8 protein-coding genes are annotated in these 15,182 nt (G+C 72.0%); 6 read left to right on the plus strand and 2 right to left on the minus strand.

What is annotated here, in order from left to right; genetic code table 11:
- Positions 1-73: 73 nt before the first annotated feature.
- Positions 74-1,939: an EAL domain-containing response regulator gene (locus C7444_RS01845; protein WP_211317459.1), complete on the minus strand. Its 1,866-nt coding sequence runs from the start codon at positions 1,937-1,939 to the stop codon at positions 74-76.
- Positions 1,936-5,136 (minus strand): ATP-binding protein, encoded by a 3,201-nt coding sequence (locus tag C7444_RS01850; RefSeq protein ID WP_170130590.1) that lies wholly within the window; start codon positions 5,134-5,136, stop codon positions 1,936-1,938. The genes C7444_RS01845 and C7444_RS01850 overlap by 4 nt, the downstream gene beginning before the upstream one ends.
- Before the next feature lie 297 nt (positions 5,137-5,433).
- Here C7444_RS01850 and C7444_RS01855 point away from each other — a divergent pair, with 297 nt between their 5' ends.
- The 6 genes from C7444_RS01855 to mdoH all read left to right on the plus strand — a co-directional run bounded on the left by C7444_RS01855 (position 5,434) and on the right by mdoH (position 14,611).
- Positions 5,434-8,418, plus strand: coding sequence for an adenosylcobalamin-dependent ribonucleoside-diphosphate reductase (locus C7444_RS01855; RefSeq protein ID WP_110399100.1), 2,985 nt, complete (start codon positions 5,434-5,436; stop codon positions 8,416-8,418).
- A gap of 91 nt (positions 8,419-8,509) precedes the next feature.
- Positions 8,510-9,934, plus strand: coding sequence for a HAMP domain-containing sensor histidine kinase (locus C7444_RS01860; RefSeq protein WP_245909359.1), 1,425 nt, complete (start codon positions 8,510-8,512; stop codon positions 9,932-9,934).
- 58 nt (positions 9,935-9,992) lie between these two features.
- Positions 9,993-10,625: a hypothetical protein gene (locus tag C7444_RS01865; RefSeq protein WP_170130591.1), complete on the plus strand. Its 633-nt coding sequence runs from the start codon at positions 9,993-9,995 to the stop codon at positions 10,623-10,625.
- A gap of 2 nt (positions 10,626-10,627) precedes the next feature.
- Positions 10,628-12,016 (plus strand): sigma 54-interacting transcriptional regulator, encoded by a 1,389-nt coding sequence (locus tag C7444_RS01870; RefSeq protein ID WP_110399103.1) that lies wholly within the window; start codon positions 10,628-10,630, stop codon positions 12,014-12,016.
- 229 nt (positions 12,017-12,245) lie between these two features.
- A complete protein-coding gene (locus C7444_RS19935; RefSeq protein ID WP_146219323.1) occupies positions 12,246-12,434 on the plus strand; it encodes a hypothetical protein in 189 nt (62 codons plus the stop codon).
- Between the two features lie 8 nt (positions 12,435-12,442).
- Entirely contained in the window at positions 12,443-14,611 is a 2,169-nt protein-coding gene (gene mdoH / locus C7444_RS01875; RefSeq protein WP_110399172.1) for a glucans biosynthesis glucosyltransferase MdoH, read from the plus strand.
- Positions 14,612-15,182 lie beyond the last annotated feature (571 nt).

Here is a 15,182-nt window from a genome sequence, read left to right on the forward strand (position 1 = left end):
TCCGCGCCCGGGTTTGTCCACGCTCAAGTCATGCCGCGATGGGCCCGCCGCCTCGCGGCATTCGTGCGAAGCATCACCCGTGCTCGACCTCGACCGCCGGGTAGGTGTGCCTCGCCTGGCGGGCCTGCTCGGTCAGCGCCTCGACGGTCAGCAGCTCGGGCTGGTGGAAGAAGTAGCCCTGGCCCCACTGCACGCCCAGGTCGGCCAGCAGCCGGGCCACCGGCTCGGTCTCGACGAACTCGGCCACCACCGGCTTTTCCAGCAGCCGGGCCATGTCGACCATCGAGCGCACCATCACCTGGTGGGATGCATCGGTCTGCATGTCGCGCACGAACAGGCCGTCGATCTTCAGGGTGTCGAAGGGCAGCTCGCGCAGGTAGGTGAAGGAGGCGTAGCCGGAGCCGAAGTCGTCGAGCGAGAAGCGGCAGCCCAGCGTGCGCAGCGTCTGCATGAAGGTGCGCGCGTGGTCGAGGTTGGTGATCGCCTCGGTCTCGGTCAGCTCGAAGCACAGCAGGTCCGGACGCACGCGGTGCCGGGTCAGCAGCTGGGCCACGTGGGCGGCCAGTCCAGGTTCGCGCAGCGAGATCGCCGACAGGTTCAGCGTCACCTGGCCCAGGCTGGCCTGCAGCGCGGGGTGCTGGCCCAGCAGCTCCAGCACCCGGGCCAGCATCCAGCGGTCGATCTCGCCGATCAGGTGGAAACGCTCGGCCGGCGAGATGAACTGGCCGGGCGAGACCAGCAGGTTGGTCTTCGGGTCCCACAGCCGCACCAGCGCCTCGACCCGCAGCGGCGTGTGGGCGCCGCTGTCGGTCAGGCCCAGCGGGTGCAGGCGCTGGAAGAAGACACGGAAACGGTCCTGGCGCAGGGCATCGAGCAGCACCAGCGCCCAGTTGACCGTCTCGCGGTGGGCATTGGCCGCGGCGGTGGCCTGGGTGTACCAGCGCAGCCCGCCGCGGCCTTCACGCTTGGCGAGGTAGGCGGTCTCGTCGGCCATCTGCATCAGCTGGTCGAAGCTGACCTGATCACGCCCCAGCGGCACGATGGCCACGGTCGCGGCCAGGCGGAAGCTGCGCTCGTTCCAGCGGAAGTCGAAGTCCTGCAGCGCCTTCAGGATCAGGCGCGCCAGCCCGCCGCCCTGGTCCGCCCCGGGGTCTTCGGTGACGATGACGAACTGGTCACCGCCGACGCGGGCGAGGAAGTCGCTGCGGCCCATCAGGCCGGCCAGCGTGTCGGCGAACTGGCGCAGCAGCTCGTCGCCGGCGATGCAGCCGCAGGTCTCGTTGACGAGGCGGAACTGGTCGATGTCGATCAGCATCATCACCGCCTGGCAGCCGGGCTCGGTCTGCATGCGGGCGAGCAGCTGCGAGGCGTGGGCGTCGAGCGCGCTGCGGTTGTAGAGCCGGGTGATGAAGTCGTGCGTGGCCAGGTAATTCAGCCGGTCCTGCATGTAGCGGCGCTCGTTGATCTCCTGGCGCAGCTGCAGATTGGTGCGGGTCAGCTCGGCCGTGCGCTCGCGCACCTTGTCCTCCAGCACCCGGTTGAGCTCCTTGAGCTCGGCCAGCAGCGCCCGGCGCTCGAGCTGGTGGTTCACCCGCGCCCGCACCTCGTCGGCCTGGATGGGCTTGGTGATGTAGTCGGCCGCGCCGACCGAGAACCCCAGCGCGACATCGTCGGTGCGGGCGGTCACGAAGATCACCGGCAGGTCGGCCGTGTGCGGGTCGGCCTTCAGGCGGCGACAGACCTCGAAGCCGTCCATGCCCGGCATCATCACGTCCAGCAGGATCAGGTCGGGCAGGTGGCGCGCGGCCAGCTCCAGGGCCCGGACCCCGCCGGTGGCCACGAGCAGGTCGGCGCCGCAGTCGGCCACGGTGGCGCTGAGCACGTCGATGTTCTGGGGCGTGTCGTCGACGATGAGGATCTTGGGGTTGAACAGGCTCACGGCAGGGTCGCCTCCGGGGTCGGGTGGGTGCCTTCTTCGGCGCGGCTGGACAGCTCGCCCGCCAGGTGCTCGAGGGCACTGAAGTCGTAGTCCTGAGCGGCGCGCTGCAGGCGCTCCAGCTCAGGGGGCGGCAGGGCGTCGATCGTGCTCGAGCCCGCTTCGGGAGCGGGGCGCTGCGCGAGCAGCTCGAGCAATTCGCGCACCCGCTTGAGCTGGCCGTTGGCGGCGGCTTCGACCAGCTGGGTGAGCAGCGGCAGGGTCACGGCGCCGGGACGGGCCTCGACGGTGGCCGCGGGGGCGTGGCCGGCCGGCTCGGCCGGGGTGTCGTCGGCGAGCACCTCGAAGCGGGCGCCGGCATGCAGCGCCAGCATGCGGTAGATGTCCTCGAAGGCGTAGGGCTTGCCCACGAAGTCGGAGAAGCCCTGCTGGATGTAGTGCCGGCGCTCGTGTTCCAGGCTCGAGGCGGAGACCGCCACCACCGGCGGCCCGGGCTGGTCGTCCCGCGCCTGGCTGCGCAGCTGCCGCAGCATCTGGATGCCGTCGAGCACCGGCATGCGGATGTCGGTGAAGACGATGTCCAGCCCGCCGCGGGCCGCCCGGCGCAGGCCGGCCAGGCCGTCGGGCGCGAACTCGACCTGGCAGCCGATGCGCTCGAGCAGGTGCACCAGGATGTCGCGGCTGTGGGCGTCGTCCTCGACCACGAGCGCCCGCACCGGCGTGTCGGCCGAGAGCTGCTCGGGGTGCTCGGGCGTGGGCATGACAAAACGGTCCGGGTGCTCGACCGGCAGCGGCAGGCGCAGCCGGACCTGCGTGCCCCGGCCCACCTCGCTGGTCAGCACCAGCTCGCCCCCCATGGCCAGGGCCATGTGGCGGGCCAGCACCAGGCCCAGCCCGGTCCCGCCCTTGTCCAGCCCCGACTTGCCCTGGCGGAAGGGCGCGAACAGCTGGGCCAGCTCGGCCGGGGCGATGCCGGGCCCGGTGTCGCCCACCTCGATCAGCACCTCGTTGTCCTCGCGCCGGGCACTCAGGGTGATGTGCCCCTGCTCGGTGAACTTCAGCGCATTGCTCATCAGGTTGAGGATGATCTGGCCGATCTTGGTGCGGTCGCCGCTCACCGGGCTGGGGGTGTCCAGCGTGATGTCGACCACCAGGCCGAGCCCCTTGCCGCGCGAGCGCTGCTCGAACATCTGGACGATCTCGTCGACCTCCTGGCGCAGGTCGAACAGCTCGCTGTGCAGTTGCAGGCCGCCGGCCTCGATCTTGGACAGGTCGAGCACGTCGTTGATCAGCCGCAGCAGCCGCTGGCCGGCCTGCAGGATGGTGCGCAGCCGCTCGCGGGTGCTGCCCACCAGCGCACGGTCCTCGAGCAGGATCTGCGTGTAGCCGATGACCGCGTTCAGCGGGGTGCGGATCTCGTGGCTCATGTTGGCCAGGAACATCGTCTTGGCCTGGTTGGCATGGTGGGCCTGCTGGCTGGCGCTGCGCAGGTCGTCTTCCAGCCGGCGGCGCTCCTCCACCTCGGTGAGCAGCCGCTCGTTGGTCGAGGCGAGCGCCCGGGTGCGCTGCTGCACCAGGGCCTCGAGGCCGTCGTGCGCGGCCTGCAGGTGGCGGATGTGGCGTTGCCGGGCCATCATCAGGTGGCCGAGCAGGGTGGTGAAGCCCAGGCCGCAGGCCAGCACCCCCAGCTGCAGCCAGGTCGGCAGCGGCGGCTCCGACAACCAGGTCGGCCGCGTCAGCAGCGTCCACTCCCGGTTGGCCAGGCGCACCGGCATGCGCTCGTGCAGGTCGCTGGTGAAGCGGTCCGGCCCGCCCCGGTCCTGGGTCGGCAGCCAGGCCTGCACGCGCAGATCCCGCCCGTCGTCCGACCGGCTCGACTGGACGCCGGCCGTTCCCTGGGCGCCCGCGCCCTCGAACAGCAGCAGGTCGACCTGCAGGGTGGCCATCTGCTCCAGCGTGTGCCCGACCATGCGGCCCAGGTCCAGCACGCCCGACACCACGCCGCGCACGGCGGCATGATCATGGGCCATGCCCTCATGCTGCTCTCCGGCGAGCACCGGGGCGTAGAGGCTGACGGCACTGGCGTCGGTGGCCGCACGGGCCAGCGAGACGTACGGGGAGCTGGCCACCAGGCCGCCGAGCTGCACGGCCTGCCGGATGGCCGGGGCCCGCAACGGATCGAAGCCCTCGTCGATGCCGATCAGCGCCTCGTTGCCGGTGGTCGGGGTGGTCCAGCGCAGCGGGTAGTACTCCGTGCGATCCAGCGCGCGCGTCAGGGCGCCGCGGGGGTCGAGTTCACGGATCGACTGGCCGTCGAGTTCGGCGGCACTGTCCTCGAAGGCGCGCCGGTACCAGTCCGGCACCCGCGGCAGCCAGCCGAAATGCAGCAGCCAGGGGCTGCGGGCGAGCATCGGATCGGCCACCATGTCGAATTCGCCCTGGCTGATCTCGACCTTGTAGTGGAAGTCGCGCAGCCGCTCCACGTCGCGCACCGCCATGTCGACATGGTTCTGCAGCGTCATGCCGATGGCGCGGGCGTCGCCTCGGAAGCCCGCCTCCCGGGCGTCACGCTGGATGACGCCGGTGATCGTGGCGGCCATCAGCGTCAGGCCGATGCCGGCGCACTGCATCGGGAACAGCAGCGTCCCCTGGCCCTGCGGCAGGCGGCGCCGGTCGAGCAGCACGCAGAGCATCGGCGTGACCAGCAGCAAGCCGGCGGCATGGGCCGACCAGAACTGCAGCCCCATCCGGACCTGGGCCGGCCAGGAGGATTTCGGGCGATCGAGCTCCAGCGCCTGCCAGACGGCGGTGTGAACCAGCGCGAGCAGCAGCGCGCCGCCGATCAGCGCGGCGCCGTAGCGCACGGCCGGCCCGAACCCGCCGTCGCTGTCGTGGAACGGGTCCTTCAGCCTTCGGCAGAGCGCGGCCGTCAGGGCCGTCACGGCCAGCGAGGACAGGGCGAGCGCCAGCACGCCCGCGGCCGCGCCCTGAACGTCCGGCCTCAGCGGCCACAGCACCGGCAGGCTGCCGGCCAGGGTGCCCAGGCCCAGCGCGAGGCCGTGGCGCAGGTCCGGCGTGCGCAGCAGCACCGCCAGCGCGAAGCCGGACGCCGGCCACAGCCAGGCCTCGCTGGCCGAGCCCAGGCTCAGGTGGCTGCCCAGCAGGATCAGCAGCGCCTGCAGCAGGACCGTGGCGGCCATGCGGAGCAGGGCGGCGGGACCGGAGGGACTGGGGGTGGGCATGGGCAGCTTGATCTGGATCAGGCGCTTGACCTGAACTGAAAAAATGAAGGTTAACTCACTGGTACCTCCATCGATGGCCCGGTCTAGCCACGTGTGTGGTGCAAGGGCTGCAGATCGTGAGCCTGACGCGCTAAAGTGAGCGGCTGATGCGGATGGCCCCAGTGAGTTCGGGGGCCCATTTTTGCTGTTTTTTCATTTGAAGCTCTCCAGGGGCCCTGCCCGGCGCCTTTGGAGGGCCTTTCCCGGAGACGATCCATGTCCCTGCCCGATTCCCAGGCCGACACCACCGCAGACCTGTTCGGTGCCCACGCCAAGGCGTCCGCTGCCGCTTTCCCCGGCCTGCCGGCCCAGGCCATCAGCGCCGAGGTGCTGATCGAGAAATACGCCAAGGGGGGGGAGACCACGGTCGTCGAGGTGCGCCGCCGGGTCGCGCAGGCGCTGGCCCAGGCGGAGGCGCCGGCCGAGCGGGACCGCTGGCAGGCCCGTTTCCTGTGGGCCCAGGAGCAGGGCTTCGTGCCGGCCGGGCGCATCGCGTCGGCGGCCGGCACCTCGCTGAGCGCCACGCTGATCAACTGTTTCGTCCAGCCGGTCGGCGATTCCATCGCCGAGCCCGAGGACGGTTTCCCGGGCATCTACACCGCGCTGACCGAGGCGGCCGAGACGATGCGCCGCGGCGGCGGGGTGGGCTACGACTTCTCGCGCATCCGTCCGGCCGGCGCCTGGGTCGGCTCGACCGAGAGCCATGCCTCCGGCCCGGTGAGCTACATGCGCGTGTTCGACCGCAGCTGCGAGACGGTCGAGTCCGCCGGGGCCCGGCGTGGCGCCCAGATGGGCGTGCTGCGCTGCGACCACCCGGACATCGAGACCTTCATCCACGCCAAGGACTCCGGCGACCTGCGCAACTTCAACATCTCGGTGGGCGTGACCGACGCCTTCATGGCGGCGGTCGAGGCCGACGCCGAGATCGAGCTGGTCCACAAGGCCGAGCCCGGCGCCAAGCAGAAGGCCGCCGGCGCCTGCCAGCGCGCCGACGGCCTGTGGGCCTACCGCCGCGTGCCGGCCCGCGACCTGTGGGACCAGATCATGCGCTCGACCTACGACCACGCCGAACCCGGCGTGCTCTTCCTCGACCGCATCAACGACGACAACAACCTGGGCTACTGCGAGACCATCGCGGCGACCAACCCGTGCGCCGAGCAGCCGCTGCCGCCGTACGGCTGCTGCTGCCTCGGCTCGATCGACCTGACCCGCTTCGTGCGCCGGCCCTTCACGGCCGACGTGGCCTTCGACGAGGCGGCCTTCGCCGAGGTCTGCGCCGTCGCCACCCGCATGCTCGACAACGTGCTCGACGTCACCGTCTGGCCGCTGCCGGCGCAGGCCCAGGAGGCGGCCAACAAGCGCCGCGTCGGCCTGGGCTTCACCGGCCTGGGGGACGCGCTGGTGATGCTCGGCCTGCGCTACGACACGCCGGCCGCGCGCGACATGGCCCGCCACATCAGCGAGGTCATGCGCGACGCGGCCTACGTCGCCTCGTCGGACCTGGCGGCGGAGCGGGGCGCCTTCCCGCTGTTCAATGCCGACCTGTACCTGAGCCGCGGCAGCTTCGCCTCGCGCCTGCCGGCGGCGGTGAAGGAGCGCATCCGCGCCCGCGGCCTGCGCAATTCGCACCTGCTGTCGATCGCGCCCACCGGCACCATCAGCCTGGCTTTCGCCGACAACGCCAGCAACGGCATCGAGCCCGCCTTCAGCTGGACCTACACCCGCAAGAAGCGCGAGGCTGACGGCAGCTTCAAGGAATACGCGGTCGAGGACCATGCCTGGCGTGTCTACCGCCACCTCAAGGGGCGTGAAGCCCCGCTGACCGATGCTTTCGTCACCGCGCTGGAGATGAGCGCCGAGGCCCATGCGCAGATGGTCGCCGCCGTCGCGCCGTGCATCGACACCGCGATCAGCAAGACGGTGAACGTGCCGGCCGACTACCCGTACGAGGACTTCCAGGGCCTGTACCTGCAGGCCTGGAAGGCGGGGCTCAAGGGCCTGGCGACCTACCGGCCCAACAGCGTGCTCGGCTCGGTGCTGTCGGTCACGCCGGCGCCGGCCCCGGTGGCCCAGCCCGCGCCGCTGACGGTGGAGGCCGACGCGGCCGATCCGGCCGCGGTGCCGGCGCTGTTCAACCAGCGCCTGCGCCTGGAGCGCCTGCCCCAGCCGGTGCTGGCCTCGCTGCGCTGGCCGAGCCGTCCGGACATGAGCGCCGGCAATCCGGCCTGGAGCTACATGATCCAGCACCCGCACGGCGACTTCGCGCTGTTCGTCGGCGAGCTGCCGGCCGAGGCCGGTCCGGACGCCGGCCTGTTCGGCAAGACCCTGCCCTTCGAGGTCTGGGTCAACGGCGCCGAGCAGCCGCGCGGCCTGGGGGCGCTGGCCAAGACGCTGTCGATGGACATGCGCGCCAACGACCCGAGCTGGCTGCGCCTGAAGCTCGACGCGCTGGCCACGGTGGCCGAGGAGCGAGCCTTCGACATGCCCTTCCCGCCGTCGGGCGAGAAGAAGCTGTTCCCCGGCGTCGTGGCGGCCACCGCCGCGGTGATCCGCTGGCGCTGCGAGCAGCTGGGCGCGCTGCAGGAAGGGGGCGCCACGCCGGTGCTCGACGCGATGTTCAGCCGCGACGAGCCGCGCACCGGCACCGACGGCACGCTGGCCTGGGCGGTGGACATCCACAACCCGGCCACCGGCGAGCAGTTCACGCTGACGCTCAAGGAAGTGACGCTGCCCACGCCGGATGGCGGCCACGTCACGCGGCCCTGCGCGATCGGCTTCGCCGGCAACTACCCGCGGGCCTTCGACGGTCTGGCGCGCCTGCTGTCGCTGGACATGCGGGTGATCGATCCAGCCTGGATCGGCATGAAGCTGCGCAAGCTGCTCAACGTCGGCGAGCCGCTGGGCCACTTCATGGCGCCGGTGCCGGGCCAGAAGCGCCAGCAAGTCTGGCCGAGCACGGTGGCCTACGTCGCCCGCCTGGTGATGCACCGCTACGCGATGCTGGGGGTGCTGACCGAAGACGGCCAGCCGGTCAGCGAGATGGGCGTGCTGGCCGCGCCCCAGGCGGCGGTGGCCCGGCCGGCCACCGGCCTGGCGCCCACGCCGGGGCGGCCGTGCCCTGAGTGCGGCAACGCGACCATGATCCACAAGGACGGCTGCGACTTCTGCACCAGCTGCGGCTACGTGGGGGCCTGCGGTTGAACGGCCCGCGAGCGGGATGAGCGGCGCAGGCACGGATCCTGCGCCGTCCCGCCCGGGCCGCGGGGGCGGCGCTCGACGGAGATGGACGACGGTGCTGGCGCGAGCCTCCTTCCGGCAGCTGCTGCTGCTGGCCTTCCTGGGCATCTCGCTGCTGCTGGGGGCCGTGTCGCTCAGCGGCCTGCAGGTGCTGCAGGGCCTGATGTCGCAGAGCCGCGAGGCGGCGGTCCAGGCCGTGGGCCTGAACAACGCCACCCAGGGGCTGGCCGAGCGCAGCACGGACATGGAGCGCTCGGCGCGCCAGTACCTGGTGCTCGGCGACGACACGCTGCGCCAGCGCTTCGATGCGGCGGCCAACGAGGCCCAGCAGTTGCTGCAGCCGCTGGTGGCCTCGGCCGACTTCGCCGTGCCGGCGGCGCAGTGGCTCACCTCGCTGACCCGCATCCGCACGCAGATCGCCGATCACCGCATCGGGGTGTCGGCCCGCGAGCAGTCGGTGGCCGAGGAGTTCCGCACCCTGGAAGGGCTGACCCGCACGCTGCGGGCGCAGGTCGAGGACGTCATCGCCGACCGCAACCGTGCGCTGCAGGACGCGCTGGAAGACCGCCGCAGCCTGCTGACGCAGCAGGTGCTGGCGGCCATCGTGCTGGCGGCGCTGGCCGCCTTCGGCTTCGGCCTCTGGCTGACCCGGCCGCTGCGCCGGCTGCAGGGCGCGATCGTCGCGCTGGGGGAGAACCAGCTCGATGCACCCGTGGCCATCTCCGGTCCGGCCGACCTGCGCCGCCTGGGCGAGCAGCTCGAGTGGCTGCGGCTGCGGCTCACCGAGCTGGACTCGGACAAGGCGCGTTTCCTGCGCCACATCTCGCATGAGCTGAAGACGCCGCTGGCGGCCCTGCGCGAGGGCGTGTCGCTGCTGCAGGAGGGCGTGGGCGGGCCGCTGAGCGACGACCAGCGCGAGATCATGAGCATCCTGGTCCAGAACACCAGCCAGCTGCAGCGCCAGATCGAGGACCTGCTGAGCTTCAATGCCGCCGCCTTCGATGCGCGGCGGCTGCAGCGCCGCCGCACCGACGTGCCCACCCTCGTGCGCCAGGTGGTCGAGTCGCAGCGCCTGCAGTGGCAGGCCCGCCAGCTCGACGTGCAGGTGGCGGGGGTCTCGGTCAGCCTGCCGCTCGATCCGGTCAAGCTCAGCACGGCGCTGGGCAACCTGATGTCCAACGCGATCCGCTTCAGCCCGACCGGCGGGGCCATCCGCTGGCGGGTCGACGCCGGCGACGGCGAAGTGCGCATCCGCATCAGCGACGCCGGGCCTGGCATCGCGCCGGCCGACCTCGGGCGCATCTTCGAGCCGTTCTACCGCGGTGCCGTGCAGCCGGAGGCGCTGCCCCGGGGCAGCGGCGTCGGCCTGTCCATCGTCCAGGAGATCGTCGCCGGTCATGGGGGCCGCATCACGCTGGAGCCCCAGACCCCCGGCGCCTGCTTCTGCATCCACCTTCCCCTTCGAGCCTCCGATGCCTGATCCCGCCGCCGAGTCCGCCGCGTGCCTGTCCTGTCCTCCCGGGTCTCGCCGGGGCCTGATGCTGGCTGCATCGATGCTGCTGTCCGCCTGTGGCGGGCTGCAGGCGGTGCAGGAGTCGCCCGGGCCGGGGCCCGCACCGTCCGCCGCGTCGGGCGAGGCGGTGGTCGCGGCGATGCAGGCCGCGGCCAGCGCCGTGCGGGCCGCCCCGGGGCCGGCGCCGCGCGAGGCGCCTGAACCGGCGCCGTCGGTGCCGGTCGATCCCCCGGCGCCGCAGCTGCTGCTGCAGTGGCATGACGAGCTGCGTCAGCTGCCGGGCGATGCGCTGCAGCGCGAGATCGGCCGCCTCGGTGATGCGGCCGCGCCGGGTGCGGCCCCGGGGCCGGCCATGCGCCTGGCCCTGGCGCTGACGAGCACCCGCAACCCGGCCGACCTGCCGCGGGCGATCGCCCTGCTGGAGCAGTTGCAGCGCAGCAGCCATGCCGATGCGCCCGCCTGGCGCGGCTGGGCGCGCCTGCTGGGCGCGCGCCTGCAGGAGCAGCGCCGCGCGGACGAGGCGGTCGAGCGCCTGTCGCTGCAGCTGCGCGACAGCCAGCGCCGCATCGACCAGCTCAACGACAAGCTCGAGGCCCTGAAGGCGATCGAGCGCAGCCTGACCATGCCGCGACCGGCGACCTCGGGCAACGGGAGATGAACATGAGCCAGAAGGCCTGCGTGCTGGTGGTCGACGACGATGCGGACATGCTGCGGCTGCTGTCCATCCGCCTGACGGCGGCCGGCTACCGCGTGGTCGGCGTCAGCAGCGCCGAGGCGGCGCTGTCGCAGCTGGCCGTGGCGCTGCCCCAGCTGGTGATCAGCGACGTGCAGCTGCCCGGCATGGACGGGCTGGCGCTGTTCGCCGCCATCCGCGCGCGCCACCCGGTGCTGCCGGTGATCCTGCTGACCGCCCACGGCACCATCCCCGACGCGGTCGAGGCGACCTCGCGCGGGGTCTACACCTACCTGACCAAACCCTTCGACGGCAAGGCGCTGCTGGAGACCATCGCCCGGGCGCTGGTGCTGTCGGCCACCGCACCGGTGGACGAGCCGGTGGCCGAGGCCTGGCGCGCCGACATCGTCAGCCGCTCCTCGGCGATGGCCGAGGTGCTGGCCGAGACGCGCCTGGTCGCCGCCAGCGACGCCTCGGTGCTGATCCGCGGCGAGAGCGGGGCGGGCAAGGAGCTGCTGGCCCAGGCGATCCACCGGGCCAGCCCGCGGGCGGCCCGCCCGTTCGTCGCGGTCAACTGCAGCGCCATCCCGGAGGCGCTGCTCGAGTCGGAGCTGTTCGGCCACGTCAAGGGCGCCTTCACCGGCGCGGTGGCCAACCGGCGCGGGCTGTTCCAGGAGGCCGCCGGCGGCACGCTCTTCCTCGACGAGATCGGCGACATGCCGCTGCCGCTGCAGGTCAAGCTGCTGCGCGTGCTGCAGGAGCGGCAGGTGCGCCCGGTCGGCGCGCAGCAGTCGGTGCCGGTCGACGTGCGCATCCTGTCGGCCACCCACCGCGACCTCGAGGCCGCGATGGCCGGGGGCGAGTTCCGCGAGGACCTGTACTACCGCCTCAACGTGGTCACGCTGACCCTGCCGACGCTGGCCCAGCGCCGCGAGGACATCCCGCTGCTGGCGCAGCATTTCCTCGACCGGCTGGCCACGAAGTACGGCAAGAAGCTCAACGGCTTCGCGTCGGACGCGATGTCGGCGCTGGCCACCGCGGCCTGGCCGGGCAACGTGCGCCAGCTGCACAACGTGGTCGAGCAGGTCTGCGCGCTGACCACCACGCCGCTGATCCCGCTGGCGCTGGTGCAGCGGGCGCTGCGGGTGCCCACGGTGGAGGTGCTGACCTATGCCGAGGCGCGCCAGCGCTTCGAGCACGAGTACCTGGTCAACCTGCTCAAGCTGACCGACGGGCATGTCGCCGATGCCGCCCGCCTGGCCGATCGCAACCGCACCGAGTTCTACCGGCTGCTGCAGAAACACGGCCTGACCCCCGGGCTGTTCCGGGGCGAGTCGCTGCCCGGGGAGGCGCCCGATCTGCCTGTCGCCCTTTAGCGACAGGATTTTTCCCTTCCACATCAACCACTTGCATCCGCTGGCCGGATGAGGGTGGCGAGCTTGTCGCCGCAAGGCGACGCTTTGAGACCCCGGAAACCGTGTTTTCGGGGCTTTTTTTTGCAAGTGCTTGATCCGTAAGCGATTTTTTTTGCTGGCACAGGGTTTGCCCTAGAGGGTGGGCGGGGCCATCCGGCCGCGCCTACCGGACTGGAGGTCTGCCGTGGTGATGACATCTGTACTTGCCCCCCTGTCGCAGCGTGGCCTGTCGCCGCGGCTGTGCGTGGCGGGCGCCCGCCTGCTCTTCTGCGTCTGCACCGGCGTGCTGCTGGTGATGTCGGTTCCGGGCGAGACCTGGGCCGGCGTGATGCCGGTGGCCGACCCGGCCGCCTCGTCGTGCTCCCTGATGACCCGGTGAACCCCGACATGGATACCCTGCGTTCCTCTTCTTCGCCCGCCACGGGCATGCCGCCGATCCGCCGCGGCTCGATGGTGCCGCTGCCCTGGCTGGGCCTGGCCCGCCGCCTGCGCGGCGAGACCGCGCCGGCCGATGCCCCCTGGCGCCACAGCGCGCAGGCGCTGGCCGTGCAGCCGCAGGCCTGGGAGGGCGTGGCCCGGCAGCGTCGCCGCTGGCTGCTGTTCTGGGTGCTGCTGTCGACGGCCTTCGTCGCGACCGTGCTGTGGTCGGTGCAGCCGGCCGAGGGCTCGGTGGGGCTGCAGGTGGCCCAGATGGCTCTGTTCACGCTGCTGTTCGCCTGGGTGGCGGCCGGCTGCGTCACCGCGGTGATGGGTTTCCTGGTGACGCTGCGTGGCGACGCGCATGCGATGTCGGCCCGCCGCGCCGGCACCGCACCGATCGACGACGAGGCGCGCACCGCCATCATCATGCCGATCTGCAACGAGGACGTGGCGACGGTCTTCGCCGGCCTGCGGGCGACCTGCGAGTCGCTGGCGCAGACCGGCGAGCAGCGTGCCTTCGACGTGTTCGTGCTGTCGGACAGCAACCGGCCGGAGCTGCGCTCGGCCGAGCTGGCCGCTTGGCAGTCGCTGCGCGAGACGCTGCAGGCCGCGGGCAATGCGGTGCAGGTGCACTACCGCTGGCGCCAGCACCGCACCCGCCGCAAGGCCGGCAACGTGGCCGATTTCTGCCGCCGCTGGGGCCGTGCCTTCCGCTACATGGTGGTGCTCGATGCCGACAGCGTCATGAGCGGCGAGAGCCTGGTCACCCTGGTGCGCCTGATGGAGCATCATCCGAACGCCGGCATCCTGCAGACCGCTCCGCGCGCCTGCGGCCATGCGACGCTGCATGCCCGGGCCCAGCAGTTCGCCAGCCGCGTCACCGGCCGGCTGTTCACCGCCGGCATGCAGTTCTGGCAGCTGGGCGAGGCCCACTACTGGGGCCACAACGCCATCATCCGCATCGAGCCGTTCATGAAGCACTGCGCGCTGGCCTCGCTGCCGGGCACCGGTGCGCTGGCGGGCGAGATCCTGTCGCATGACTTCGTCGAGGCCGCGCTGATGCGCCGCGCCGGCTACGAGGTCTGGCTGGTCAACGACCTGGAGGGCAGCTTCGAGCAGCAGCCGCCGCACCTGCTGGCCGAGCTGCAGCGCGACCGCCGCTGGTGCATGGGCAATCTGCAGAACGCCCGCCTGATCAGCGAGCCGGGCCTGCACGGGGTGCACCGGGCCATGCTGTTCACCGGCGCGATGGCCTATGTGTCGGCGCCGCTGTGGCTGCTCTACGTGGCGCTGGGCGCGCTGCTGTGGTCGATGGGCGGCCGTTCGCCCGAGGCGCCGCTTGGCCTGTTCGCCCATGAAGGCGCGGCGCTGCTGTGGCTGGTGACCGGCACGATGCTGGTGCTGCCGCGGGTGCTGGGGGTGCTGGCCATCGTCTGGAACGGCGAGCAGGCCGCTCATGGTGGGGCGCTGAAGCTGGTGGGCAGCTCGGTGTTCGAGGCGCTGCTGTCGATGCTGCAGGCCCCGCTGCGCATGGCGGCCCACAGCCTGTTCGTGATCGGCGGGCTGACCGGCTGGGCGCTGGAATGGAAGTCGCCTCCGCGCGACGCCACCGACGTGCCCTGGTCGCAGGCCGCTCGCCAGTTCGGCGGGCTGTCGCTGCTGGTGGCCGGCGTGCTGGCGGCCGTGGCCTGGGTCGCGCCCGAGGCCGTGGGCTGGCTGCTGCCGATGGGTCTGCCCGTGCTGCTGGCCGTGCCCTTCACCGTGTGGTGCAGCCGCGAGGCGCTGGGCGCACGCTGGCGTGATGCCGGCTGGCTGGTGATCCCGGAAGAGGCCCGGTCGCCCGTGGTGCTGCAGCGGGCCTGGTCCTATGCCCGCGAGCCGATGCGTCCGGCGCCCCTGCCGGGCCTGAGCGGTGACCTGCAGCGGCTGGCCCAGCTGGTGCTGCAGGCGGTCGGGCCGCGCCGCACCGGCGCCGGCCTGCGCGGCCGGCTGCGCCAGACGCAGGTGCGCCAGCTGGCGCTGGGCGCCGCCGGCTCGTTGCCGGTGCGTGAGCAGATGCGTTTCCTCAGCGAGCCGCACAGCCTGCGCCTGCTGCATGCCGCGATGGTCGGCTCCGCCGGACACGCCGCCAGCTGATCCGCCGGCCTCGCGCGCCTCGACGGCCCTGCAGCGCCCGTCACGCCTTGGTGCGTGACGGGCGCTGTCGCGTGCAGCCGGCCGCCGCCATGCCCGTCATCGGGGCGGTGATGGCCGGTCTGCGCTGGCTCGCCACTTGCTAATCCTGTGGCGTGTGGGAAGTGGGGTGGGCCTGGGAGGGCCCGTGAAGGGGTGCGGAGCTGGTCCGCACCCCTTTGTTTTTCGATCCGCCACGATCGCTGCAAAGCGTACGCAGATGTAAGCCGATGCGTGAAGGATTCACGCCGCACCGGCCTGTCCCTGCGGGCGGGATCGGGCTGACGGGCCTGCCGGCCTGAAGTGTCCGGTTACCTGGGCGGCGGGCGGAGGCCACATCATGCGTGTCGACCCGGCCGACCTTGCGGTCCAGCCGGAAGGCGGGGAGCAAGGGTCGTGGTGGTCGCCGGCCTGACGGGCCGACATCCGGACGAGGTGCAGTGGGCGCCAGAGCGGTCGGATGCGTACCGGTTGGCAGGCGCGCTGCGGCCCTTGTCCATTTCAGGGGGACGCCCCAGGTAAATCCGGTGTGCAG

It is taken from the genome of Sphaerotilus hippei (assembly GCF_003201595.1).
Taxonomy (GTDB): Bacteria; Pseudomonadota; Gammaproteobacteria; order Burkholderiales; family Burkholderiaceae_C; genus Sphaerotilus; species Sphaerotilus hippei.